This window comes from Rahnella sp. RFA10(1/100), from assembly GCF_004195115.1.
Classification (GTDB): Bacteria; Pseudomonadota; Gammaproteobacteria; order Enterobacterales; family Enterobacteriaceae; genus Rahnella; species Rahnella perminowiae.
In genome coordinates this window covers 274215-297579 of sequence record NZ_SEWR01000006.1, presented here as the reverse complement: position 1 = coordinate 297579, position 23365 = coordinate 274215, and the positions used below count along the sequence as shown (strand labels likewise).

Genomic DNA, 23365 nt, shown 5'->3' with positions numbered 1-23365 from the left:
TGTTGTTCTTACAGGATAGAACATGATGCAACCACTGCCCGGCGAATAAGTTATTCGCGGAACAATGCTTCGATGCTCAGTCCCTGCCCCTGCAGGATTTCACGCAGGCGACGCAAACCTTCTACCTGAATCTGACGAACACGCTCACGTGTCAGGCCAATCTCGCGGCCTACATCTTCCAGCGTCGCTGCTTCATAGCCTAACAGGCCGAAACGGCGCGCCAGAACTTCACGCTGTTTTGCATTCAACTCGAATAACCACTTAACGATACTTTGTTTCATATCGTCATCTTGTGTGGTGTCTTCCGGGCCGTTGTCTTTCTCATCCGCCAGAATATCTAACAACGCTTTCTCTGAGTCCCCGCCCAACGGAGTATCCACAGAAGTAATGCGTTCATTCAGGCGCAACATACGGCTGACGTCATGTACCGGTTTGTCGAGCTGCTCAGCAATCTCTTCAGCACTCGGTTCATGGTCCAGTTTATGTGCAAGTTCACGTGCAGTACGCAGGTAAACGTTCAGTTCTTTAACGATGTGAATGGGCAAACGGATAGTACGGGTTTGATTCATGATCGCCCGTTCAATCGTCTGACGGATCCACCATGTTGCATAGGTAGAGAAACGGAAACCGCGCTCAGGATCAAATTTTTCAACCGCACGGATCAGACCCAGGTTACCTTCCTCGATCAGATCCAGCAGTGCCAGACCGCGATTACTGTAGCGGCGGGCAATTTTAACCACTAAACGCAGATTACTTTCAATCATACGGCGGCGGGAAGGAACATCTCCCCGCAACGCGCGTCGTGCAAAATAAACTTCCTCTTCTGCAGTAAGCAGAGGGGAATAACCGATTTCACCGAGGTACAGTTGAGTGGCGTCCAGCACTCGTTGGCTTACAGTCTGCGACAACAATTCTTCTTCAGCATCGTTGTCGGCAGTCTCTTCGACTATTGCTTTCTCGTCAAAGGCTTCAGCGCTGTTCTCATCGAAATCTACATCATCATGTAACTCGTTAACTTTCAGCGTATTCTGACTCATAAGCTGCTCCTACCCGTGGTCCCGAGGGCAGAATCGATGCTCTGCCCCGATTTATCGCTGCGGAAGATAACGCAGCGGGTTTACGGATTTCCCCTTGTAACGAATTTCAAAATGCAATCTTACTGAACTGGTTCCGGTGCTACCCATAGTCGCTATTTTTTGTCCCGCCTGCACTTCTTGTTGTTCCCGGACCAGCATTGTATCGTTATGTGCATAGGCGCTCAGGTAATCATCATTGTGTTTAATGATGATCAGATTACCGTAACCGCGAAGAGCATTACCCGCGTAAACCACACGCCCCGAGGCGGTTGCTACGACAGACTGTCCACGCGAACCAGCAATATCGATCCCCTTATTTCCCCCTTCAGAAGCAGAGAAATTATCGATAATTTTCCCGTCAGTCGGCCATTTCCAGGAGGAAACCGGACCGCCATTATTTGTTGAGGTGGCGACGGGAGTGCTGGCTACAGCAACAGGTGTTGTGGTGGTAGTAACTGCACCTGATGAAGGCAACATCCTGCCTACATTCTGTTTACCAGAAGAATCAGAATACGTGGTAGTTGGTTGAGATGCAACCACAGAACCTGTGAGCATGCCCCCGGTTGGAGCTTTCGGAACACCACCATTTGTGGCATCTGCGACCGCTACCGTACCCCCGGTGCTCGCCGCAGAAGAAACGTTATTGATCTGAATTGTCTGGCCAACTTCAAGGCTGTATGGCGCAGGAATATTATTGCGTGCGGCCAGGTCGCGGAAGTCATTGCCCGTGATCCAGGCAATATAGAACAGGGTGTCGCCGCGCTTCACCTGGTAGGTGCTGCCGCTATAACTTCCTTTAGGGATCGAGTTATAGCTGCGGTTGTAAACAATATGTCCGCCGGGTCCGACGGCAGGTGCCATTTGCGGAGCAGAATTCAGAGTATTCTGACTACTATTGCCGCTGTTACCGCCGCCATTGACGCTGCTGATGGGTGCGGATGTCGTTGAATTGTTCGTACATCCCGCCATCCAGGCACTGATAAAAGTACACATTGCAATGCGGCTTAGTGTTTTTATTGGGCTTCCCGTGCTCATATTTCCCCCGTTACGGCAATCTCAGAATATCTCTTTAACCGCGCACACCGCGCCAGCTGGCGCTTTTCGTGTCACCGGACACGGTGCGGGCAGGCAACATACTCATTCAGGTCTTCGCCCGAATGCCGCAGTGCCATAAAAAACTGTAGTGGATGCTATCAACATCGCCAGTACAGCACCATATATCAGTTGTATTTAAATTTTAAGGAGTTAGTCCTGAAGGTACCGGCGTATGGCCGGTGTCAGGCGAGTTCGCCTTTCACCAGCGGGACAAAACGAACAGCTTCGATAGTCTCTGCAACAAACTCACCACCACGCCGGGTGACCCGTTGCAATGTCTGATTTTCTTCGCCCACTGGCAGAATTAATACACCGCCATCATCGAGTTGTTGTAACAGATCTTGAGGTATTTCAGGAGGTGCGGCGGTGACAATAATGGCATCAAACGGGCCACGCGAAGGCCAGCCCTGCCAGCCGTCACCATGACGGGTGGAAACATTATGCAAATCGAGTTGCTTGAGGCGTCTTTTCGCCTGCCATTGCAACCCTTTGATGCGCTCAACCGAGAAAACATGCTCAACCAGATGTGCCAGAATGGCCGTCTGATAGCCTGAACCGGTGCCAATTTCCAGTACGCGGGACGAGGGCGTAAGGCGCAATAACTCGGTCATTCTCGCCACGGTATAAGGCTGAGAAATGGTCTGACCGGACCCGATAGGCAACGCCGTGTTTTCGTAAGCTTTATGCTGAAATGCCTCATCCACGAAACGCTCACGCGGCACAGACTCGATGGCATGCAACAGTTTTTCATCATGAATACCCTGCAGGCGCAGTTGTTCCAGCAGGTTGTACATCGGTTTATTCACCATTCGCGCTCACCCCGGCCTTTTCCAACCATGAGACCACGACATCCTGAGCCGCATAGGCGGTTAAATCCACCTGTAGTGGCGTCACTGAAACATAACCTTGCGCTACAGCAGCAAAATCAGTATCAGGTGCGATATCAAATTTATCTCCCGGCGGGCCTATCCAGTACAAGTCCTGACCCCGCGGATCCTGCTGACAAAATACCTGCTCGGCCGGATGACGGCTACCGCAACGCGTCACCCTGATCCCTTTGACCTGCGAAAGTGGCAGATCCGGGACGTTAATGTTCAAAATCTTGCCGGTGCGCAAAGGCTCACGTGCCAGTGCCCTGAGGAGCCGGCAGGTGATGATTGCTGCCGTGTCATAATGCTGATGTCCGTCCAGCGACACCGCCAACGCAGGAAAGCCCAGATGGCGTCCTTCCATCGCGGCGGCAACCGTGCCGGAATAGATCACATCGTCGCCCAGATTTGGCCCTGCATTGATGCCAGAAACCACAATATCCGGCTTCGGGCGCATCAGCGTATTCACACCAAGGTACACACAGTCGGTCGGCGTACCGTTAATCACGGCGGTATCACCGTTAGGGTAAGACTGAATACGCAACGGGCCATCCAGCGTCAACGCATTAGATGCACCGCTGCGGTTACGATCAGGGGCCACCAGCTTCACATCAGCAAACTCACGCAGCGCGGACGCCAGCGCCTGTATGCCGGGAGCCAGTACGCCGTCGTCGTTACTCAGTAATATCCGCATCACTTTCATCCAGATTCATCAGTTCACGCACCACGCTGGTGGCATAACTGCCGGCCGGTAACCAGAATTTGAGTTCCAGAGTGACATCATCCCAGCGCTGCCACTGCATCTGCAACGGTTGCAACATGATGGCACGTCGTGCCGGTTCGACTCGCTCGCGCTTGAGCAGCGACAGTAAATCTCCCTGATCCTTGAGACAGGCCTGTTCATAAACTTCGGCATCTTCGAGTGTGCCCAGCGGGCCATCACCCGGTAAAGGTGCCGTGATCAGTAATTCACCGCTTTCAACACGCGGTAACAGCGACACGAACTCTTCGGCTTTCGCAACAAACCAGCTGCCACGGCCGCTGAGTTGCAGGGCATCGCCCAACATCGGCTCACGCACGTAACCTTCAGCCAGACGCTGGCTGGCAACAATGTTGAACATCGCGCTACGGCTGGCGGAAAGATAGAAACTGCGCTTCGCACGTTCTTTGGGACGGGCTTCGTTGGTTGCCCACCGTTTCGCCTGCACCAGATTATTGCCGCCACGGCCAAAACGCTGGGTACCGAAATAGTTCGGTACGCCCTGCCGGGTGATTTTTTCCAGACGCGCTTCAACATCAGCAATATTGCTTAACTGTCGCAGCACCAGTGTAAATGCGTTGCCTTTCAGCGTGCCGATACGCATCTTTTTACGATGGCGCGAGACGCGGACAACTTCGCAGCCTTCGAGGTCAAACTGGCTTAAATCAGGGTCAGCCTTACCCGGCAAATGCAGGCAAAACCATTGTTCCGTGACCGCATGACGATCCTTGAGACCGGCATAACTGACGTCGCGCGGATGCACTTTGGCGAAACGCGCCAGTTGCTCCGCGACGAATTGGGTATTGCAGCCATTTTTGCGGATCCGCACCAACAGATGTTCACCTTCACCGTCCGGCTCAAAACCCAGATCCTCTTCGACGATAAAGTCTTCGGGATTGGCTTTCAGCTGACCGCTGGCGACAGGCTCACCCAGTAACCAGGTGAGACGGGACATATCTATCATGCGGTAATCTTCCACAACATCATTCCTTAACCAGCAGGGCAACGGCTTCGCAGGCAATACCCTCGCCACGGCCGGTAAAGCCCAGTTGTTCGGTGGTCGTGGCTTTTACATTGACGTCATCCATATGACATTGCAGATCTTCGGCCAGAAACACACGCATCTGCGGGATGTGCGGAGCCATTTTCGGTGCCTGTGCAATGATAGTGATATCCAGATTGCCCAGCTTGTAGCCTTTTGCTCGGATACGGCGGTACGCTTCGCGCAGCAGTTCGCGACTGTCAGCACCTTTGAATGCAGGATCCGTATCCGGGAAAAGCTTGCCGATATCTCCCAGCGCAGCCGCGCCAAGCAGCGCGTCAGTTGCCGCGTGCAAGGCAACATCGCCATCTGAATGCGCCAGTAAACCCAGCGGATAAGGGATACGCACACCACCGATCACCAGCGGGCCTTCTCCGCCAAACTTATGGACATCAAAACCGTGACCGATACGCATTATGCGTTTTCCTCCTGGGATAAGCGGGTTAAATAGAATTCAGCCAGAGCCAGATCTTCTGGTCTGGTGACTTTGATATTATCGGCCCGTGCCGGGATCAGCAAAGGATGAAAACCGCAATATTCCATTGCAGAGGCTTCATCTGTGACCACCGCACCTTCATTGAGTGCACGGCGCAGGCAGGTTTTCAATAATTCGAGCGGAAAAAACTGCGGCGTCAGCGCATGCCACAGATCCTGACGATCCACTGTATGTGCAATTGCTGCCAGACCGGGTTCACCACGCTTCATGGTGTCACGCACCGGCGCGGCGAGGATCCCGCCGATTTTGCTGGTGGTGGCAATCGCCAGCAGATTATTAAGATCATCAGGATGCAGGCACGGGCGCGCAGCGTCATGCACCAGCACCCAGCCGTTATCTCCGGCAACATCCAGCCCGGCCATAACCGATTCAGCCCGTTCAGCACCGCCTGTCACCACGCGGATACGCGGATCGCTGGCAATGGGAAGTTGGGCGAACTGCGTGTCGTGCGGACTAAGCGCCACGATAACCTGACGGACGCTGCCGCTTTGCAGCAGTGCATAAATTGAATGTTCTATCAGCGTTTTACCGCCGACAGAAAGGTATTGTTTGGGGCATTCGGCCTGCATACGGCTGCCAATACCGGCAGCCGGTAACACGGCGATGACCTCTGGAAGGGAAACTGCGGTATGGCTCATGGCTATTGATTCAGGTTGTTTTGCGAAACGGTGCTGCCCGGCGCACGTTTATTATCAGGCACCAGACGATAGAAAGTCTCGCCGGGTTTAATCATGCCCAGTTCGTTGCGTGCACGTTCTTCTATCGCTTCCTGACCGCCGTTTAAATCGTCGATTTCTGCGAAAAGTTGATCATTACGTGATTTCAGTTTGCCGTTATTAACTTGTTGCACCTGAACGTCATCATTTACACGTACATAATCGTGAATACCATTCTTACCCAGCCACAGCGAATACTGTAGCCAGCCAAGTAAAATCAGTAATAGCAGTGTTAGTTTGCCCATCCCCGCCCCCTAAAAAAGCTGGACAATCATCCCACAACTTTCCCTCTGACTCCACTGTGGCAAGGTAATTGCCAGTGAGAATCAGACTTACGCACGCAATAATGGGTGAGAATGACACAATGGGTTACATCGTGAAGGGAATTTGCCGGGAAAACCGCCAGAAAAAATCACCAGCCAGACAAGAATGAGAAGACGGTCCAAAACATGCCAATCACACAGATGCCGCTGGCGGCCGAGGTTTTGAACCAGCCACCGCGAAAGAACATGCTTAACGCAATGCCTATCAGTACGGAAACGGGCATCAGCGCCAGGAAGAACGGCCAGGTGTAAAGCAGGAAAAAAAGGGTATTAGAACCATAAACCAGAAAAGGGATCGCAAACGCCAGCCAGTAGAAGACAAAACCGATAAACCCACCCTGCATGGAATAGGACGGTTCTTCGGTATCTGCACTGTCTGTTGTCGTGATCGGCGCACGTGTCCGGAGGCTGATCTCCCCGGTACGATCGACGCGGTTCCGGCTGACAAGTCTGCTCAATAACGCCTGCATAGTTGATCCCTGTATTTCAGTGTAAACCGGCACGCTCTGTGGCGTTTGGCCGGTAACATTCAGGGATTGATAATAGCGCGCTGGCGCATCACTTCTAATAATTGAGGCACCAATTGTGTTACCAATTGTTCACCATCAAGATGCACATCCGGGGTCTCCGGCGGCTGATATTCTGCGTCGATACCGGTGAAGTTTTTCAGTTCACCCGCACGGGCCTTTTTATATAAACCTTTCGGATCACGTGCCTCACAGATAGCCAGCGGCGTATCCACAAATATCTCAACAAACTGACCGTTTTCCAGCAAATCACGCACCATGTCACGCTCGGCGCGGTGAGGTGAAATGAACGCCGTCAGCACGACCAGCCCGGCATCCACCATCAGTTTTGCCACCTCACCCACGCGACGAATATTTTCGCGCCTGTCGTCATCGGTAAAGCCCAGATCACGGCACAGCCCGTGGCGGACATTATCACCATCGAGCAGATAAGTGCTGACCCCCTGCCGGTGCAGCGCTTGCTCGAGCGCACCGGCCACGGTGGATTTCCCTGAGCCCGAAAGCCCGGTAAACCACAGCACCGCACCGCGATGACCCTGCTGCTTTTCACGATCCGCACGTGTCACCGCGTGCGGATGCCAGACAACGTTGTCATCTTTACGTAAAGCGCCATCCGGTGACACCATCTTATTTACCACCCAGTAAATCGCGTGCGCCCCAGTGCGGGAAGTGACGGCGAACCAGGCTGTTCAGTTCCAGCTCAAATGCGCTGTATTTATCCGACTCCTGATACACCTGTTCAATCGCCTCACGCACCAGACCGGCTCCGACAGTGACGTTGGTCAGACGATCGATAAAAATCATGCCGCCGGTCACCGCGTTGCTCTGATAGCTATCCAGCACCAGAGGTTCGTCGAAGGCCAGTTCCACCAGTCCGATACCATTAAGTGGCAGATTTTCAACCACACGCTGAGTCAGTGAGTTAATTTCAACCTGATATTCGATATTCTCAACACGCGCACGGGCTTTCTTACCCCCGACTTTAATGTCATAGCTTTGACCGACGCTCAGTGGCTGCTCAGCCATCCACACAACATCGACTTTGGCATGTTGTACCGGTTTAACCGTTTCTTGCGCATCAACCAGCGTGTCGCCACGGCTGATATCACGTTCATCGGCCAGCACCAGCGTAATGGCATCACCCGCCCAGGCTTCCTGTAAATCACCGTCGAAGGTCACAATGCGTGCCACGGTAGATTCCACACCCGATGGCAACACTTTCACCTTCTGGCCAACACGCACTGAACCCGATGCCAGCGTTCCCGCATAGCCGCGAAAATCGAGGTTCGGGCGGTTAACATACTGCACCGGGAAGCGCATCGGTTGCTGTTCACGGATGTTAATAACGTTGACCGTTTCCAGTACGTCGAGCAGAGTCGGGCCGGTGTACCAACTCATTTTATCTCCCGGCGTGGCGACGTTGTCGCCTTCCAGGGCAGAAAGCGGTACAAATTTGATGTCCAGATCGGTCGGCAGTTGCTGAGCGAAATCCAGATAATCCTGTTTGAATTGCTCGTAAACCGTTTCGCTGTAATCCACCAGATCCATTTTGTTGACGGCAACCACCAGATGACGGATCCCGAGCAATGTCGCAATAAAGCTGTGACGGCGGGTTTGATCCAGCACGCCTTTACGGGCGTCGATCAGCAGGATCGCCAGATCACAAGTCGATGCACCGGTCGCCATATTACGGGTGTACTGTTCGTGCCCCGGTGTATCGGCAATGATGAATTTACGTTTCTCGGTAGAGAAATAACGGTATGCCACATCAATGGTAATACCCTGCTCGCGTTCAGCCTGTAAGCCATCCACCAGCAGTGCCAGATCGAGTTTTTCACCCTGTGTTCCGTGACGTTTACTGTCGTTATGTAGTGAAGATAACTGATCTTCGTAGATCTGACGGGTGTCATGCAGCAGGCGTCCGATTAAGGTACTTTTGCCATCATCGACGCTGCCGCAGGTCAGGAAGCGCAGCAGGCTTTTGTGTTGCTGAGCGTGCAGGTAAGCTTCAACGCCGCCCTGCTCCGCGATTTGTTGTGCAATTGCGTTATTCATTAGCTGCGGCTCCTTAGAAATACCCTTGACGCTTTTTAAGTTCCATCGACCCGGCCTGATCACGGTCGATCGCGCGTCCCTGGCGTTCACTGGTGGTCGACACCAACATCTCTTCGATGATCTCCGGCAGCGTCTGAGCTTCGGATTCAACAGCCCCGGTCAGCGGCCAGCAACCCAATGTGCGGAAACGCACCATTTTCTTCTCGATCACTTCACCCGGTTGCAGATCGATACGATCGTCATCCACCATCAGTAACATACCGTCACGCTCCAGCACCGGACGTGGCGCGGCCAGATATAACGGAACAATCTCAATATTTTCCAGATAGATGTACTGCCAGATATCCAGCTCAGTCCAGTTGGAGAGCGGAAACACGCGGATGCTTTCACCTTTGTTAATCTGGCCGTTGTAGTTATGCCACAACTCAGGGCGCTGATTTTTGGGATCCCAGCGGTGGAAGCGGTCACGGAACGAATAGATACGTTCTTTGGCACGGGATTTTTCCTCGTCACGGCGCGCGCCGCCGAAAGCGGCATCAAAGCCGTATTTATTCAGCGCCTGTTTCAGACCTTCGGTTTTCATGATATCCGTATGTTTCGCGCTGCCGTGCACGAACGGGTTGATGCCCATCGCCACACCTTCCGGGTTTTTATGCACCAGCAGCTCAAAGCCGTAATTCTTCGCCGTGCGGTCGCGGAATTCATACATTTCGCGGAATTTCCAGCCGGTATCCACATGCAGCAGCGGGAAGGGCAAGGTTCCCGGGAAGAAGGCTTTGCGTGCCAGATGCAGCATCACCGAGGAATCTTTCCCGATGGAATACATCATCACCGGGTTGGCGAATTCAGCAGCCACTTCACGGATGATATGGATACTCTCCGCCTCCAGTTGCCGCAAATGAGTCAGTCGTTTTTCGTCCATAACAGATCCTTTAAGCCAAATTCACAACCGACGGGCGTTGGGTGCCGTCAGTCTCAGGATGATGCCCAAACCAGGCCAGTTGCTGATGAAGTGACACCACTTCACCAATCACCAGTAACGCCGGCGTCGGCGCCTGTTGAGCCAGATGTTCAAGATTATCGAGTGTTCCGGTCAGCACCTGCTGATCAGAACGCGTTCCCCGTCCGATGACCGCAACGGGTGTATGCGCTGCGCGACCATGAGCGATCAATTGCTGGCTGATTTCTGCCGCTTTAAGCGTGCCCATGTAAATCGCCAATGTCTGCTGGCCTTTCGCGAGAGTCTCCCACTGCACGCCGTTATTTTCCGGGCGGCAATGCCCTGTCACGAAGATCACGCTCTGTGCATAATCGCGGTGCGTCAGCGGGATCCCGGCATAAGCTGTCGCGCCGGCAGCAGCGGTTACGCCAGGCACAACCTGGAAAGGAATACCCGCCGCCTGCACTGCCTGTAATTCTTCGCCGCCGCGTCCAAAAATAAACGGATCACCGCCTTTGAGGCGCACGACTTTTTTCCCCTGCTGCGCCAGTTCGACCAGCAGACGGTTGGTTTCTTCCTGCGCAACAGAATGGCTGCCCGCACGTTTACCCACACAAATCTTGTCCGCATCGCGGCGCACTAAATCCAGCACTTCTTCGCTGACCAGGTGGTCGTAAAGCACCACATCTGCCTGCTGCATCACCTGCAGCCCGCGAAGGGTGAGCAATCCTGCATCACCGGGCCCGGCACCGACCAGCGTGACATGTCCGCTATGCGAGATGTCTTCCGCATTTTCTAACTGTTGTTGCAGTGCCCGTTCTGCTTCTGCGAGCTTTCCCGCAGAAGCGAGGCTGGCAAAGCGTCCGGCAAATGCATGCTCCCAAAAACGACGACGTGAACGCATGGAGCTGAACTGCGCTTTCACATTTTCACGCCAGCGTCCGGCGATATCGGCCATTTGCCCCAGGCTGTTCGGCAACAGAGTTTCCAGCTTCTCGCGCAGCATTCTGGCGAGTACCGGTGCTTTACCGCTGGAAGAAATCGCCACCACAATCGGCGAACGGTCGACAATCGAAGGGAAAATGAAAGAGCATTTCGGCTGATCGTCGACCACGTTAGCCAGCACATGTCGCAGATTAGCTTGCTCAAAAACTTCAGCATTCAGCGCAGCGTCGTCTGTAGCGGCAATCACCAGAAAGACATCGTCGAGCTGTTCCGGCAAAAATGCCTGTGCTGACCAGCTAATTTCGGCGGCCTGTCTGCGTTGTTCCAGCTCGGGAGAAAGTGCCTGTGCGACTATCCGTACTTGCGCACCCGCCCGCAGGAGAAGATCGATTTTGCGGGCAGCGACTTCGCCACCCCCAACAACCAGAACAGGGCGTTGTTTTAGGTCGGCAAATATTGGTAGATAGTCCACGAAAGCCTTAAATGATTATCAGGATTAATAAACAAACTATACGTGCAGGCAATAATTGATCTGAAATGACGAAAAAGAATGATTAGTTACTAAATGGAATATAGCCCGGCAAAAAGAGCGGTTTGGGATAACGGGAAATTGTCTAATCGCGCAGACAATCGCATACTGTATGCCCCAGAAAGACCGCCACACGCGGCCTGTTGTTTGATTGCCTTCCGGTCGTATTGACCGGCAAATAAGGATTTTTGGCTATGTTTTCTTTTTCACGCATGAAACAGACGCTGCTGGCGCTGAGCCTGAGTGGTGTCTGTATGGGTCATGCGATGGCGGCACCCGTCCCGCTTCCGGCGATGGGTATGATCGCCAGTCAGCAAATTCGCCATATCGCGACTTATTTCCCCGGGCGCATGGCCGGCAGCCCGGCAGAGCTGATCGCGGCGGATTATCTGAACCAGCAATTCAGCAAATTAGGCTATAAGAGCGATTTACGTGGCTTCGATACCCGTTATCTTTACACCAGCAATACGGGGAAAAAGAACTGGCAAAATATTCACGCCACGTCGGTGATTGCCGCTCGTGCCGGTGAAGTACCACAACAAATCATCGTGATGGCGCATTTCGATACCTATGTGCCGCAAAGTGACAATGATACCAACCACAATCTCGGCGGCCTGACGTTGCAGGGTGTCGATGACAACGCCTCCGGCGTCGGTGTGATGCTTGAGCTGGCCGAACGCATGCAGGCCATCCCGACACACTATAGCCTGCGTTTCGTGGCACTGAGCGCGGAAGAAACCGGCGCTAAAGGTGCGGAAGACTTTGTAAACCGGATGAGCGCTGAAGAGAAGAAAAATACGCTGCTGGTGATCAACATGGATTCGCTGATCACCGGCGACCGGTTGTATTTCAATAGCGGCGAGAATACTTCAGTGGCTGTGGCGAAACTGACCCGGATTAAGGCGCTGAGTATTGCCCGCAGTCTGGGTATTCCGGCACAAAGCCATGAAGGCACACATTGCTGCGATGGCATAAAAGCGCTGGATGACGCGCACCTGCCGCTGCTGAATGTGACGGCGACTAACTTTGCGCTGGGTAAGAAAGACGGCGTGCAGCAACGTGCGATCACCCGCCACTTCCCGCTGGGCAACACCCGTTATCAGAGCCAGTTTGATAGTCTGCAATATCTCGATAAAGCGTTGCCGGGCCGCATTGAGAAGCGCTCGCGCGACACGGTAAAAGTGTTATTCCCGCTGCTGAAGGATCTGGCAAAACCGGCAAAACACGCCTGATTAACTAGGGGGAGTTGAGACGCTAATAACAGGAATCCCTAAATAATTCGGGTTGCAGGCAGGCGGCAAGCGAAGAAGTCCCGATGAGCTGACATGAGTCAGTGATTCGGGCGGCTGAACGCAGCCAACGCATCTGCAACCCGAATAGGGGGAGTTGAGACGCTAATAACAGGAATCCCCTAAATAATTCGGGTTGCAGGCAGGCGGCAAGCGAAGAAGTCCCGATGAGCTGACATGAGTCAGTGATTCGGGCGACTGAACGCAGCCAACGCATCTGCAACCCGAAGTATGACGGGGATTTATTCGTGCAGGCCGCATTCGCGTTTGAGTCCGAAGAATCGCGTATCCTCTTCCTTCATCCCTTCTTCCCATTTTTTCGTCGTATGCGTGTCACCGACGGAAAGATAGCCCTGATCCCACAGCGGGTGATAGCTCAGGCCGTTGTCTTGCAGATAACGGAAAATCTGACGGTTATCCCAGTCAATAATTGGCAGGATTTTAAACACCCCACGTTGTACCGCCAGCACCGGCAGATGCGCACGGCTGCCGGATTGCTCACGACGCAGACCGGCGAACCAGGTCTGCACACCCAGCGTCTGAATCGCCCGATTCATTGGCTCGACTTTGTTGATGTGGTTGTATTTTTCGATACCCTCAACGCCCTGCTCCCACAGTTTGCCGTAACGCGCTTCCTGCCAGGCAGCCGAGTGTTCAGCGCGGAATACCTGCAGGTTCAGGTTTAGCTGTTCAGTTAACGTATCAATAAACTGATACGTCTCCGGAAACAGATAACCGGTATCGGTCAGGATCACCGGAATGTCCGGTTTTTGCTGAGTGACTAAATGCAGACAGACCGCCGCCTGAATGCCGAAGCTGGAAGACAGCGCGAATTCGCCGGGCATGTTTTCCAGCGCCCATTGCACACGCTCCTGCGCGGACAGTTTCTCCAGGCTGACGTTAATTTCCGCCAGCGCCATAGATTGTCCGGACTTCGGCATGTCATTCAGTTCAGCCAGAGTAAGATTCAGCAAACTCATATTGCCTCCAGTCGGTTATCGCGCTTAGTCATAAAAGTCGCGTGCCGGATCCAGCACCGGCTTAATGATCCCGGCGCGGATCACGAAGTCACCAAAGCCTTCACCGGTTTCGCGCTCTTTCGACCAGCGACCAACCAGTTCGTCAATGATGCTCAGGATCTCTGCATCAGAAATATTTTCACGATACATACGCGGAATACGTGTTCCGGCACGGTTACCGCCGAGGTGCAGGTTGTAACGGTTCAACGCCTTCCCTACCAGACCAATTTCCGCCAGCAGCGCACGGCCACAGCCGTTCGGACAACCGGTCACGCGCAGAACGATGTGTTCATCGCCCACACCGTGTCCGTGCATGATGCCTTCCACTTTGGTGACAAATTCCGGCAGGAAACGTTCCGCTTCCGCCATCGCCAGCGGACAGGTCGGATAAGACACACAGGCCATCGAGTTTTTACGTTGCTCAGTGACACTGTCGTCGATCAGGCCGTGATTACGTGCCAGAGTTTCGATCGCATCTTTGTCTTTTTCAGCCACACCGGCCACGATCAGATTCTGATTAGCAGTAAGCCTGAAATCCCCTTTATGGATCTTAGCAATTTCTGCCAGTCCGGTTTTCAGCGGCTTGCCCGGGTAATCGAGAATACGGCCATTTTCGATAAACAGCGTCAGATGCCATTGGTTGTCGATACCTTTTACCCAGCCGATACGGTCGCCGCGACCGGTGAATTCGTAAGGGCGGATATCAGCAAACTGAATACCGGCGCGTTTTTCAACTTCGGCTTTGAATACCGGTACGCCGACGCGTTCCAGCGTGTATTTGGTTTTGGCATTTTTACGGTTGGTGCGGTTACCCCAGTCACGTTGCGTGGTCACCACGGCTTCGGCCACGGCCAGCGTGTGCTCCAGCGGAATAAAGCCCAGTTCGCTGGCCGTACGCGCATAAGTGGCTTTATCACCATGGGCGATAGAAAGCCCGCCGCCGACCAGCACATTGAAACCGACCAGTTTACCGTTATCCGCAATCGCCACGAAGTTCAGGTCGTTGGCGTGCAAATCCACGTCATTTTGTGGCGGGATCACGACCGTTGTTTTGAACTTACGTGGCAGATAAGTCGCACCCAGAATCGGCTCTTCATCGGTGGTTTCAACTTTCTCCTGATCCAGCCACACTTCAGCGTAAGCACGGGTGCGCGGCAGCAGATGCTCGGAAATTTTCTTCGCCCACTGATACGCTTCCTGATGCAGTTCAGATTCCACCGGATTAGACGTACACAATACGTTACGGTTAACGTCATTGGCGGTCGCCAGCGCATCCAGTCCGAGTTTATTGAGCAACTGATGCACCGGTTTAACGTTCGGTTTCAGGATGCCGTGGAACTGGAATGTCTGACGGTTAGTAATACGGATGCTGCCATACAACGTGCTGTCTTCGGCAAATTTGTCGATCCCCAGCCACTGCGCAGGTGTCATCACTCCGCCCGGCAAGCGGCAACGCAGCATCATGGCGTGGCGCGGTTCCAGTTTCTGTTCAGCGCGTTCAGCACGGATATCACGGTCATCCTGCTGATACATGCCGTGGAAGCGGATCAGCAGGAAGTTGTCACCGTTGAAGCCGCCGGTCAGGCCGTCTTTTAAATCATCGGCAATCGTCCCGCGAAGGAAATTACTTTCCTTCTTCAGACGTTCAGCGTCAGCCAGCGGGGCATCGACGATCAGCGGGCCGGGGCCGGGATTGAGTTCACTCCACAACTTATTGCTCATCATTTTTTCACTCATAACATTATGCCCAAAATCATTCGAGTTGCAGGTAGGCGGCAACTGAAGGAATCCCGATGAGCTGACTCAAGTCAGTGATTCGGGTGATTGAAGGAAGCCAACACCCCTGTAATTTGAAGGATGCAGGGCATTAGTACACATCACGCTGATAACGGCGATCAAGGCGCAATTCACTGAGATATTCGTCGGCCGTTTCCAAATCCATTTCGCCATATTGCGCAATGATTTCCAGTAATGCCTGCTCGACGTCCTTCGCCATACGGTTGGCATCGCCACAAACATACACATGCGCGCCTTCCTGCAACCATTGCCAGACTTCGGCTCCCTGCTCACGCAGTTTGTCCTGTACGTATACTTTTTCAGCCTGATCGCGTGACCATGCCAGGGAGATATTCGTCAGCAGGCCGTCCTTGACGTAACGTTGCCATTCAACCTGATAGAGAAAATCATCGGTAAAGTGCGGGTTACCGAAGAATAACCAGTTTTTGCCGGTAGCTCCGTCGTTATCTCGCTGCTGAATGAAAGCGCGGAACGGCGCAATACCGGTGCCCGGCCCGATCATAATGACCGGCTTTTCAGGATCCGCTGGCAGGCGGAAGTTGTCGTTATGCTCGATGAAAACTTTCACTTCGCCGTCTTCTTCCAGGCGATCGGCCAGGAAACCTGAAGCGCCACCGGAGCGTGAACGCCCGTCGATTTCGTAACGCACCACCCCCACGGTAATATGCACTTCTGTTTCGGTTTCAGCCTGCGAGGAGGCAATCGAATACAGGCGCGGTGTCAGCGGACGCAGTAAATCCACCAGTTGCTGTGCATCCAGCTCCGTCGGTGCGCGGCGTACCATGTCAGCAAACGGTACGGTCTGTGCGTATTGCTGAAGCGCAGGTTTATCGGCCAGTAAACCGGTCAGATGTTCGTCGCGGCACAGCGCGGCGTATTTTTCAATAATCGGTGTCGTGTTCTGGGTCAGTTCAATGTGATGTTGCAGGGCCTGTGAAAGCGGCAGTTTTTTATCGTTCACCTCAACGATTTCATCGCCTTTCAGCCACAGCAGTTCAACGATTTCCTGCACCAGTTGCGGATCGTTTTCAAACCAGATCCCCAGCGCATCGCCCGGCTGGTAACGCAGACCGGAATCGCCGAGATCAATTTCCAGATGACGAACGTCTTTGTCAGAATCGCGGCCGGTAATTTTCTGATTAACGGAAAGTGTCGCGGTCAGCGGCGCTTCTTTCGTATAAGGGCTGCTGTCGACCTGATTCACACTGCCTGCCAGCGTCGGAGCCGCCTGCGCCGCAGTGTCAGCCGGTACGCGCTGTTTGAGCACATCGACAATACGTTTACGCCAGTTTTCGGCGGCTTCTTTATATTCAACGTCAGCATCAACGCGGTCTAACAGGCGTTCTGCCCCCAGTTCGCCCAGACGGGTATCAAAGTCTTTACCCGCCTGACAGAAGAATTCATAAGAGGTATCACCCAGCGCAAACACCGCAAAGGCGGTGTCTTTCATGTTTGGCGCTTTTTTGGATTGCAGGAATTTATGCAGCGCGACCGCTTCTTCCGCCTGCTCGCCTTCGCCCTGAGTAGAGGCCACAATCAGCAGCAGCTTTTCCTGGCCGATTTGTTTGAATTTATAGTCACCGGCATTCACCAGATTAACGTTAATTTTCGCGGCGATCAGGTCATCACGCAGTTGCTCGGCAACACGGCGGGCGTTACCCGTTTGCGAGGCGGAAATCAGGGTTACCGACGCGGCAGTCTGTGCCGGAGAAGGCGCTGCAACCGCGCCCGGTTGCTGATTCACCCTGCCCCAGAAATATCCGGACAGCCAGGCCATCTGAGTCGGTGAGTAATCACCAATCGCCGATTGAAGGCGGGCCATTTGCTCGGGGGTCAGCGGGAGCAGTGAAGTTGGAGGAGCCTGAGTCGTCATCGCGGTACGAATTCCCTTATGCAAAAGCAAGTCATCAATCCGGCCCCCTGCGCCTTTTACAGTGTGTTTTCGCGCGGGAAAGACCTTTCAGAGGATGTAGGTTAACGAGGCGGATAATAACAATTAAAGAAGTGATGGAAATAATAAATAACCAAAATGACTAAGAGGATTTAGAGGTAAGGTCTATCTGAAAAAGTGGTAAGCGATGATTTTTATCATACTGAAATCGCTAAAAATTTTCTTCGCTGTTCTCAGGCTCTCTGCAAAGTGCCGGATACATAAAGAAAAACCCCGCCGGAGCGGGGTGATGAATTTTTTTCAGGATTGAAGACTTTTAAAGATGGAAAGCATTGTGCTGCTCAAACCACGCAAACTGACCTGCGGCAAATACCGACATTTTACTGCCGCTGTGACCGATGTCTGACAAATCCATAAAGTGCCAGTTAAACGGCGTGTTGTTCTGTTCAGCGCGTTGCTGGGACGTGGTGAAATAACTCTCGGCGCGTTCCAGCCGGTTAGTGCCTTGCGCCATCGCCTGCTTGGATTTACGCAGCAGATGATTCTCAGGATCATCGTCTTCAGCCCCGACAGCAATCAGCACCGGTTTGGCAAAATAATCATTAAGTTGCTGCTGACTGACCACTACCGGCGCTTCACGTAAACCGTAAGGCCAGCGCTGATCGGTATCCGGCAATGTCCACCAGCCCGCGGCGGCACAGACTGCAGCTTTGACATTCGGCTCAGGCAACAGCGTCAGCATACGGTGGACAAACTGGCAGCCCGCACTGTTACCAAACAAATAGTACTGTTTCTGGCGGGTGATGCCCTGTTTTTGCAGCGTCGTAAACAGATTATCGACAATACTGAACGCCCACTGCGATTTCGGCAGGCGACGATGCGTTTTACTGTCCGTCAGGTTGCCCAGGTTATATCCCGCCGCACCGGGGAAATCCTGCTCGCTGAAATGTGGCACGATGACGCGCAAATGATATTGATCGGCGACGGTCATCCAGTCATTGCGATACGTGGCTGCATTACGGTCAACGCCGGTCATGACCATGACTACCGGCGTCGTCTCATCCGCACCGACCGGTTGATAGGTGAAAACGTCCAGCGGCTTTTTGCCCGGTGCCAGTGCGATATGCATCACCCCGGATCCTGGCGGGAAAATCAGAGGCGCTTTACTGACCGGAGTTTTGACAACCTGAGAGGTTTTCACCACCGGTTTAGCCGCAGCAGACGCGGGCTCCTGAGCAGGCGCCGTGGTTTCTGCCCGTACACCGGCAGAGAACAACAGCGCCAGAACAGCGCAACGAAGCACAGTAATCATTCACTATCTCAACAGGTTAGTTTCTACTGGCTCACTGTAAGCCAGCAATGCGGGTAGAGTAAAGAGAGGAGAAGTCAGGATTTGGTGAAGAAAAGCGCAGTTAAGTCATGGCACGTAAGCGGGTATTCCGGTACTATGCCGCGTTTTTTCGAGCAACGAGACTGCCTTATGACCACCACATTGTTTAAAGATTTTCAGTTTGAAGCCGCCCACCATTTACCCCATGTGCCTGCCGGGCATAAGTGCGGAAGGCTACACGGCCACTCTTTCACCGTCCGTTTAGAAATCACCGGTGAAGTGGATCCGCATACTGGCTGGGTGATGGATTTCGCCGATCTGAAAGCTGCGTTTAATCCGACGCTGGATCGTCTCGATCACTATAATCTGAACGACATTCCGGGTTTAGAAAACCCGACCAGCGAAGTGCTGGCCGCGTGGATCTGGAACGAGATGAAACCTAAGCTGCCACTGCTCAGCGCCGTGCGCGTCAAAGAAACCTGCACAGCAGGCTGCGTTTATAAAGGCTAACGCAGGATACCCACAATCCTTCGTGCGATGTCCGCGCGGCAATTGAATGATTCCCCCGGCGCTGACAATCGTCAGTGACTGGGGTGAATGAAAGCAGCCAGCGCAGAGGTAGCGCGAAGGATGCTGGGTATCAGGCGATATTTAAATATTTGTGCGTTTGCATCGACAGTCGCCAGTTCCTAGCAATACAGGTTGCGATGCAAAGTTTGGTGGCGTCTTCTTTTTGACTGATCGGCTGCAAGGCAATAATACGCGCTTTGCTGTCAGTCAGTGTTTCAAGCAAGGCATCCAGTGCGTCGATATCACGCTGACGCGCCACCGGATGTTTCACTTCATCTGCACGTTTCAGTGCCTGCGGCAGAATGTCGTACCCCCCGCGCATATTCACTTTCGGCGAAACGGTCACCCAGGTATTCACTGAACAACGCACTTCATGCGTGCCACTGGTTTCAATCTGGCAACTGAAACCGTTTTTTTCCAGCAATGACGTCAGTCCGGTGAGATCATAAATGCATGGCTCGCCGCCGGTGATCACCACATGGCGGGCGGTGTAACCTTGCTGTGTGATAACCTCAAGCAATTGTTCTGAGGTAGCATTGCCCCAGGCATCACTTTCTTCGGTTTTGATCAAAATGCGCTGCATATCGACTTCCCGATCGGCAATTTTATCCCAGGTGTGTTTGGTGTCGCACCAGCTGCACCCTACAGGACAGCCTTGCAGGCGCACAAAAATCGCCGGCACACCGGTAAAATAGCCTTCCCCTTGCAGGGTTTCGAACATCTCATTAATCGGGTACTGCATCAGTTTCTCAGCCATCTCAAAAAAGTCAGCACGCATTATCGCAGATCACAGGCGCTGCGCCAAACAGAGGGCGCAGCGGGAGTGTCTGTAAAAATGTTTATCGGCCCGGAGAGTGAATAGCGTCAGTAAAGCGTTGCGTGATCTGCTGCGGGCGGGTGATTGCCCCCCCGACCACAACAGCATGCGCGCCAAGTGCTAAACACCGTGCCGCCATTTCAGGTGTTTCCACGTTTCCCTCGGCAATGACCGGCGTCCTGCACCGCGCCAGCACTTGTCGCAGGAAGGCGAAGTCGTCATGCCAGAGTTTATGACCCTGTGTCTCCTGAGTATAGCCATGCAATGTTGTGCCGATACAATCAAAACCTAAAGTCTGCGCGTTCAGCGCTTCTTCTAAGGTTGAGATATCCGCCATAAGCAATAGCGCCGGGAACTCCTCACGAATACGATGCACCAGCGCCGCAAGTTGCATGTCCCCCGGGCGCTGACGGGTAGTGGCATCCATCGCGATCATATCCGGTGCAACGGCCATCAGCTCGCGCACTTCCGCCAGGGTGGCGGTAATGTAGACATCGCTTGCCGGATAATCACGCTTAATGATGCCGATAACCGGCAGCGGAACAGTGGCGCGAATGGCTTTCACATCCGTGGCACTGTTAGCCCGGATCCCCGCTGCGCCGCCCTGCAGAGCGGCCAGCGCCATGCGGCTCATAATAAAATCGCTGTGCAGCGGTTCGTCATCCAGCGCCTGACAGGACACGATCAACTGTCCCCTGACGGTCGTTAACATTGACTGATTCATACTCCCAACATCTCCTCAATTTCATTTTTAATAATCGTGACATGCGGCCCGTAGATGACCTGAATACCGTTCCCGCGCATCAGCACGGCACGCGCACCGCTGGCCTTCAGCATCTTTTCATCCACTTTAGCGGCCTGACGGACGCTAATGCGTAAACGCGTTGCACAACAATCCAGCTCCGCGATGTTGGACGCGCCGCCAAGTGCTTCAATAATGATCCCGGCGCGATCGGTCACGACGTTGTCCTGCTGAATTTCAGCCTCATCACGCCCCGGTGTTTTCAAGTTGAAGCGCCTGATGAGATAGCGGAAAGAGAAGTAGTAAAGGGCAAACCACGGCACGCCGACCAGCGGGACATACATCCAGTGAGTTTTGCTTTCCCCCTGTAAGACCCCGAACAGAATGAAATCGATAAAGCCACCGGAAAAAGTCTGTCCGATGGTGATCTGCAAAATGTGGGCAATCATAAATGCCAGACCATCGAACACCGCGTGCAGGACATACAGCATTGGTGCGACAAACAGGAACGAAAACTCGATAGGTTCGGTGATCCCGGTCAGGAATGAGGTCAGTGCCGCCGAAAGCAGCAACCCGGCGACGCGCTTTTTATTCTCAGGCCGCGCCGTGTGATACATCGCCAGACAGGCACCCACCAGGCCAAACATCATGGTAATGAAGCGCCCGGACATAAACCGTGAAGTACCGATATAAAACTGCTGCGTATTGGGGTCTGCCAGCTGGGCAAAGAAGATCCGCTGCGTGCCTTCCACCAGATGTCCGTTGACCACTTCGGTGCCACCAAGTGCGGTGGTCCAGAAAGGCAGATAGAAAATATGATGCAGGCCGAACGGGCCAAGCATACGCAGCACAAAACCGTAAATGAAGGTGCCGAGGTAGCCCGTCGCATCCACCAGCCCGCCCATGCCAAAAATCACTTTCTGGAAGTGTGGCCAGATGAAGAACATTACCGCTCCGACGACAATAGCCGCGACGGAGCTGATGATCGGCACAAAGCGGGAACCGCCAAAAAAGCCGAGAAACTGCGGTAATTCGATTTTGTTATAGCGCTGATGCAACCACCACGTCACGAGACCAATCACCACACCGCCAAACACGCCGGTTTCCAGCGTCTGGATACCGAGCGCCATCCCCTGCCCTGCCGCACTCAGATTGCTGGTCGCGAGTTGCCCCCTGAGGATCAAAATGGCGTTGATGGTCGCGTTCATCACCAGATACCCCAGCAGTGCGGACAAACCGGCAGTTCCTTTATCACTGCGGGCCAGTCCGACGGCGACACCGACGGCAAACAACACAGCCAGATTGGCAAAGACTATCGATCCGGCACTGGCCATGACGGTGAAAATCGCCTGCAAGGCCGGGATATTCAAAAACGGATACGCCGTTAACGTATTGGGATTAGAAAGTGCCCCGCCAATCCCCAACAGCAATCCGGCAGCGGGCAAAATAGCGATAGGCAACATGAAAGACTTGCCAAACTTTTGGGCTCTTTCGAACCAGGCCCCGCCCCCTGAACCATTGAATATTGCCATGAGATGACTCCGCGTTGTGTTGTTGTGATAATTATTTTCACCACACTATACAAATAAAATAATAATTACCACCTAATGTACCCGGTGATCAATACGGAATTCTTCTGGCGTTAACGGCGTCACATCAGCCAAACTAGTCAGGTCAATTATTCTGAGGAGAACACAGTGAGTCAGACCAAGGAAACAGGCACGCTGTTACTGCGCATGCGTCAGGGGCTGGAGAATTACAGCCCCACACTGCACAAGCTGGGCAGTTTTGTGCTGGAACAGCCGCAGCGCGTGCTTTACCTGACCATCACTGAACTGGCGCGGGAGAGTGATACCAGTGAAGCCAGTGTCACGCGGCTTTGCCGCCAGCTGGGTTGCAAAGGGTTTACTGAATTTAAGATGGGTCTCGCGCTTGAGACGCGCCAAACTCCGGCATTGCACCCGGCTGAAGGCAATGACGATATTCAGACACTTATCGAAGACAGCATCACCGCCCTGCGTGATACCGGAAAGCTGCTCGATCGTCAGGTGGTGGCGGGCGCCGCATCGCACATTCATCATGCACGCTCCGTGCAGGTGTATGGTGTCGCCGCCAGCGCTATCGTGGCCGACTATCTGGGTTACAAACTGCTGCGCCTGGGCAAAGCGTCGCAATGTTTCGCCGATATGCACCGCGCTGCGATGAATGCGGTGAGTCTGGACGGTCAGGATGTTGTGGTGGTCATTTCCAGCTCAGGTTCAACGAAAGATGTCTTGCACGCCGCCGCGCTGGCGAAGCGTCAGGGCACCACGGTCATCGGCATCAGCAATACGCTGCACAGCCCGCTTTCCTCGCTGGCCGATATATTACTGGTGGCCGCCAAACCTGAAGGCCCGCTGACAGCGGGATTATTAACATCAAAAGTCGGCGGAATGTTGCTGGTGGAAATACTGATAAATCAGCTGTTAACCCTCTCCCCGGATTACCTGCAGGCCAGCGAACACAGTGCGAGTGCCACGCTTTCCTTATTGCTCTAA

Annotated in this window: 23 protein-coding genes; 3 read left to right on the top strand and 20 right to left on the bottom strand. The window is 53.5% G+C overall.

The annotated features are described in order from the left end of the window. Positions 1–50: 50 nt before the first annotated feature. From rpoS to cysG, 13 genes are all read right to left on the bottom strand, one after another. On the bottom strand, positions 51–1037 hold the full coding sequence (gene rpoS, locus ETV65_RS18615) for an RNA polymerase sigma factor RpoS (protein ID WP_013574019.1): 987 nt from the start codon (positions 1035–1037) through the stop codon (positions 51–53). A 51-nt stretch (positions 1038–1088) separates the two neighbouring features. After that, positions 1089–2111: a murein hydrolase activator NlpD gene (gene nlpD / locus ETV65_RS18610; RefSeq protein WP_129954596.1), complete on the bottom strand. Its 1023-nt coding sequence runs from the start codon at positions 2109–2111 to the stop codon at positions 1089–1091. A gap of 242 nt (positions 2112–2353) precedes the next feature. Continuing rightward, entirely contained in the window at positions 2354–2980 is a 627-nt protein-coding gene (locus ETV65_RS18605) for a protein-L-isoaspartate(D-aspartate) O-methyltransferase (protein ID WP_129954595.1), read from the bottom strand. Next, positions 2970–3734, bottom strand: a complete 765-nt coding sequence (gene surE, locus ETV65_RS18600; protein WP_165383757.1) for a 5'/3'-nucleotidase SurE — start codon at positions 3732–3734, stop codon at positions 2970–2972. Before surE ends, ETV65_RS18605 begins: the two co-directional genes overlap by 11 nt. Beyond that, positions 3715–4761, bottom strand: coding sequence for a tRNA pseudouridine(13) synthase TruD (gene truD / locus ETV65_RS18595; RefSeq protein WP_165383759.1), 1047 nt, complete (start codon positions 4759–4761; stop codon positions 3715–3717). Before truD ends, surE begins: the two co-directional genes overlap by 20 nt. 22 nt (positions 4762–4783) lie before the next feature. Then, positions 4784–5257 carry a 2-C-methyl-D-erythritol 2,4-cyclodiphosphate synthase gene (gene ispF / locus ETV65_RS18590; RefSeq protein WP_129954593.1) on the bottom strand — a complete coding sequence of 158 codons (474 nt, stop codon included), beginning with the start codon at positions 5255–5257 and terminating at the stop codon, positions 4784–4786. Next, positions 5257–5976, bottom strand: a complete 720-nt coding sequence (ispD, locus tag ETV65_RS18585) for a 2-C-methyl-D-erythritol 4-phosphate cytidylyltransferase (RefSeq protein WP_129954591.1) — start codon at positions 5974–5976, stop codon at positions 5257–5259. The genes ispF and ispD overlap by 1 nt, the downstream gene beginning before the upstream one ends. Before the next feature lie 2 nt (positions 5977–5978). Beyond that, positions 5979–6299 (bottom strand): cell division protein FtsB, encoded by a 321-nt coding sequence (gene ftsB, locus ETV65_RS18580; RefSeq protein ID WP_013574012.1) that lies wholly within the window; start codon positions 6297–6299, stop codon positions 5979–5981. Positions 6300–6466: 167 nt separating this feature from the next. Then, on the bottom strand, positions 6467–6847 hold the full coding sequence (locus ETV65_RS18575; protein WP_129954589.1) for a DUF3561 family protein: 381 nt from the start codon (positions 6845–6847) through the stop codon (positions 6467–6469). Between the two features lie 59 nt (positions 6848–6906). Continuing rightward, entirely contained in the window at positions 6907–7530 is a 624-nt protein-coding gene (gene cysC, locus ETV65_RS18570; protein WP_129954587.1) for an adenylyl-sulfate kinase, read from the bottom strand. A gap of 1 nt (position 7531) precedes the next feature. Next, on the bottom strand, positions 7532–8959 hold the full coding sequence (gene cysN / locus ETV65_RS18565; protein WP_129954585.1) for a sulfate adenylyltransferase subunit CysN: 1428 nt from the start codon (positions 8957–8959) through the stop codon (positions 7532–7534). A 13-nt stretch (positions 8960–8972) separates the two neighbouring features. Further along, positions 8973–9881 carry a sulfate adenylyltransferase subunit CysD gene (gene cysD / locus ETV65_RS18560; protein WP_101078459.1) on the bottom strand — a complete coding sequence of 303 codons (909 nt, stop codon included), beginning with the start codon at positions 9879–9881 and terminating at the stop codon, positions 8973–8975. Between the two features lie 10 nt (positions 9882–9891). Beyond that, a complete protein-coding gene (cysG, locus tag ETV65_RS18555) occupies positions 9892–11316 on the bottom strand; it encodes a siroheme synthase CysG (RefSeq protein ID WP_129954583.1) in 1425 nt (474 codons plus the stop codon). Between the two features lie 251 nt (positions 11317–11567). Between cysG and ETV65_RS18550 the strand changes: the two genes are divergently transcribed. Further along, complete coding sequence (locus tag ETV65_RS18550; RefSeq protein WP_129954581.1) at positions 11568–12605, top strand: aminopeptidase; 1038 nt, start codon at positions 11568–11570, stop codon at positions 12603–12605. A 299-nt stretch (positions 12606–12904) separates the two neighbouring features. Here the strand turns inward: ETV65_RS18550 and ETV65_RS18545 are convergent, their stop codons facing one another. The 4 genes from ETV65_RS18545 to ETV65_RS18530 form a co-directional block, all read right to left on the bottom strand. After that, positions 12905–13642, bottom strand: a complete 738-nt coding sequence (locus tag ETV65_RS18545; RefSeq protein ID WP_129954579.1) for a phosphoadenylyl-sulfate reductase — start codon at positions 13640–13642, stop codon at positions 12905–12907. 24 nt (positions 13643–13666) lie between these two features. Beyond that, positions 13667–15418 (bottom strand): assimilatory sulfite reductase (NADPH) hemoprotein subunit, encoded by a 1752-nt coding sequence (gene cysI, locus ETV65_RS18540; RefSeq protein WP_205951605.1) that lies wholly within the window; start codon positions 15416–15418, stop codon positions 13667–13669. A 130-nt stretch (positions 15419–15548) separates the two neighbouring features. Further along, entirely contained in the window at positions 15549–17351 is a 1803-nt protein-coding gene (gene cysJ, locus ETV65_RS18535) for an NADPH-dependent assimilatory sulfite reductase flavoprotein subunit (protein WP_129954577.1), read from the bottom strand. 334 nt (positions 17352–17685) lie between these two features. Continuing rightward, complete coding sequence (locus ETV65_RS18530; protein ID WP_129954575.1) at positions 17686–18681, bottom strand: hypothetical protein; 996 nt, start codon at positions 18679–18681, stop codon at positions 17686–17688. A 168-nt stretch (positions 18682–18849) separates the two neighbouring features. Here ETV65_RS18530 and queD point away from each other — a divergent pair, with 168 nt between their 5' ends. Continuing rightward, positions 18850–19209 carry a 6-carboxytetrahydropterin synthase QueD gene (queD, locus tag ETV65_RS18525; RefSeq protein ID WP_113877448.1) on the top strand — a complete coding sequence of 120 codons (360 nt, stop codon included), beginning with the start codon at positions 18850–18852 and terminating at the stop codon, positions 19207–19209. 130 nt (positions 19210–19339) lie between these two features. Here queD and queE read toward each other — a convergent pair whose 3' ends face one another. The 3 genes from queE to ETV65_RS18510 all read right to left on the bottom strand — a co-directional run bounded on the left by queE (position 19340) and on the right by ETV65_RS18510 (position 22360). After that, entirely contained in the window at positions 19340–20011 is a 672-nt protein-coding gene (gene queE, locus ETV65_RS18520; RefSeq protein ID WP_129954633.1) for a 7-carboxy-7-deazaguanine synthase QueE, read from the bottom strand. Positions 20012–20108: 97 nt separating this feature from the next. Next, positions 20109–20798, bottom strand: coding sequence for an N-acetylmannosamine-6-phosphate 2-epimerase (locus ETV65_RS18515; protein WP_205951611.1), 690 nt, complete (start codon positions 20796–20798; stop codon positions 20109–20111). A gap of 8 nt (positions 20799–20806) precedes the next feature. Beyond that, on the bottom strand, positions 20807–22360 hold the full coding sequence (locus tag ETV65_RS18510; protein ID WP_129954571.1) for a PTS transporter subunit EIIC: 1554 nt from the start codon (positions 22358–22360) through the stop codon (positions 20807–20809). A gap of 204 nt (positions 22361–22564) precedes the next feature. On the opposite strand from ETV65_RS18510, the gene ETV65_RS18505 reads away from it, so the two are divergent. After that, positions 22565–23365, top strand: a complete 801-nt coding sequence (locus ETV65_RS18505; RefSeq protein ID WP_205951610.1) for a MurR/RpiR family transcriptional regulator — start codon at positions 22565–22567, stop codon at positions 23363–23365.

What these genes read in the sequence shown, in the direction of transcription:
- rpoS (WP_013574019.1), bottom strand. Translation starts at nt 1,037, where the DNA reads ATGAGTCAGAATACGCTGAAAGTTAACGAGTTACATGATGATGTAGAT.
- nlpD (WP_129954596.1), bottom strand. Translation starts at nt 2,111, where the DNA reads ATGAGCACGGGAAGCCCAATAAAAACACTAAGCCGCATTGCAATGTGT.
- ETV65_RS18605 (WP_129954595.1), bottom strand. Translation starts at nt 2,980, where the DNA reads ATGGTGAATAAACCGATGTACAACCTGCTGGAACAACTGCGCCTGCAG.
- surE (WP_165383757.1), bottom strand. Translation starts at nt 3,734, where the DNA reads ATGCGGATATTACTGAGTAACGACGACGGCGTACTGGCTCCCGGCATA.
- ispF (WP_129954593.1), bottom strand. Translation starts at nt 5,257, where the DNA reads ATGCGTATCGGTCACGGTTTTGATGTCCATAAGTTTGGCGGAGAAGGC.
- ispD (WP_129954591.1), bottom strand. Translation starts at nt 5,976, where the DNA reads ATGAGCCATACCGCAGTTTCCCTTCCAGAGGTCATCGCCGTGTTACCG.
- ftsB (WP_013574012.1), bottom strand. Translation starts at nt 6,299, where the DNA reads ATGGGCAAACTAACACTGCTATTACTGATTTTACTTGGCTGGCTACAG.
- ETV65_RS18575 (WP_129954589.1), bottom strand. Translation starts at nt 6,847, where the DNA reads ATGCAGGCGTTATTGAGCAGACTTGTCAGCCGGAACCGCGTCGATCGT.
- cysC (WP_129954587.1), bottom strand. Translation starts at nt 7,530, where the DNA reads ATGGTGTCACCGGATGGCGCTTTACGTAAAGATGACAACGTTGTCTGG.
- cysN (WP_129954585.1), bottom strand. Translation starts at nt 8,959, where the DNA reads ATGAATAACGCAATTGCACAACAAATCGCGGAGCAGGGCGGCGTTGAA.
- cysD (WP_101078459.1), bottom strand. Translation starts at nt 9,881, where the DNA reads ATGGACGAAAAACGACTGACTCATTTGCGGCAACTGGAGGCGGAGAGT.
- ETV65_RS18550 (WP_129954581.1), top strand. Translation starts at nt 11,568, where the DNA reads ATGTTTTCTTTTTCACGCATGAAACAGACGCTGCTGGCGCTGAGCCTG.
- ETV65_RS18545 (WP_129954579.1), bottom strand. Translation starts at nt 13,642, where the DNA reads ATGAGTTTGCTGAATCTTACTCTGGCTGAACTGAATGACATGCCGAAG.
- cysI (WP_205951605.1), bottom strand. Translation starts at nt 15,418, where the DNA reads ATGAGTGAAAAAATGATGAGCAATAAGTTGTGGAGTGAACTCAATCCC.
- cysJ (WP_129954577.1), bottom strand. Translation starts at nt 17,351, where the DNA reads ATGACGACTCAGGCTCCTCCAACTTCACTGCTCCCGCTGACCCCCGAG.
- ETV65_RS18530 (WP_129954575.1), bottom strand. Translation starts at nt 18,681, where the DNA reads ATGATTACTGTGCTTCGTTGCGCTGTTCTGGCGCTGTTGTTCTCTGCC.
- queD (WP_113877448.1), top strand. Translation starts at nt 18,850, where the DNA reads ATGACCACCACATTGTTTAAAGATTTTCAGTTTGAAGCCGCCCACCAT.
- queE (WP_129954633.1), bottom strand. Translation starts at nt 20,011, where the DNA reads ATGCAGTACCCGATTAATGAGATGTTCGAAACCCTGCAAGGGGAAGGC.
- ETV65_RS18515 (WP_205951611.1), bottom strand. Translation starts at nt 20,798, where the DNA reads ATGTTAACGACCGTCAGGGGACAGTTGATCGTGTCCTGTCAGGCGCTG.
- ETV65_RS18510 (WP_129954571.1), bottom strand. Translation starts at nt 22,360, where the DNA reads ATGGCAATATTCAATGGTTCAGGGGGCGGGGCCTGGTTCGAAAGAGCC.
- ETV65_RS18505 (WP_205951610.1), top strand. Translation starts at nt 22,565, where the DNA reads ATGCGTCAGGGGCTGGAGAATTACAGCCCCACACTGCACAAGCTGGGC.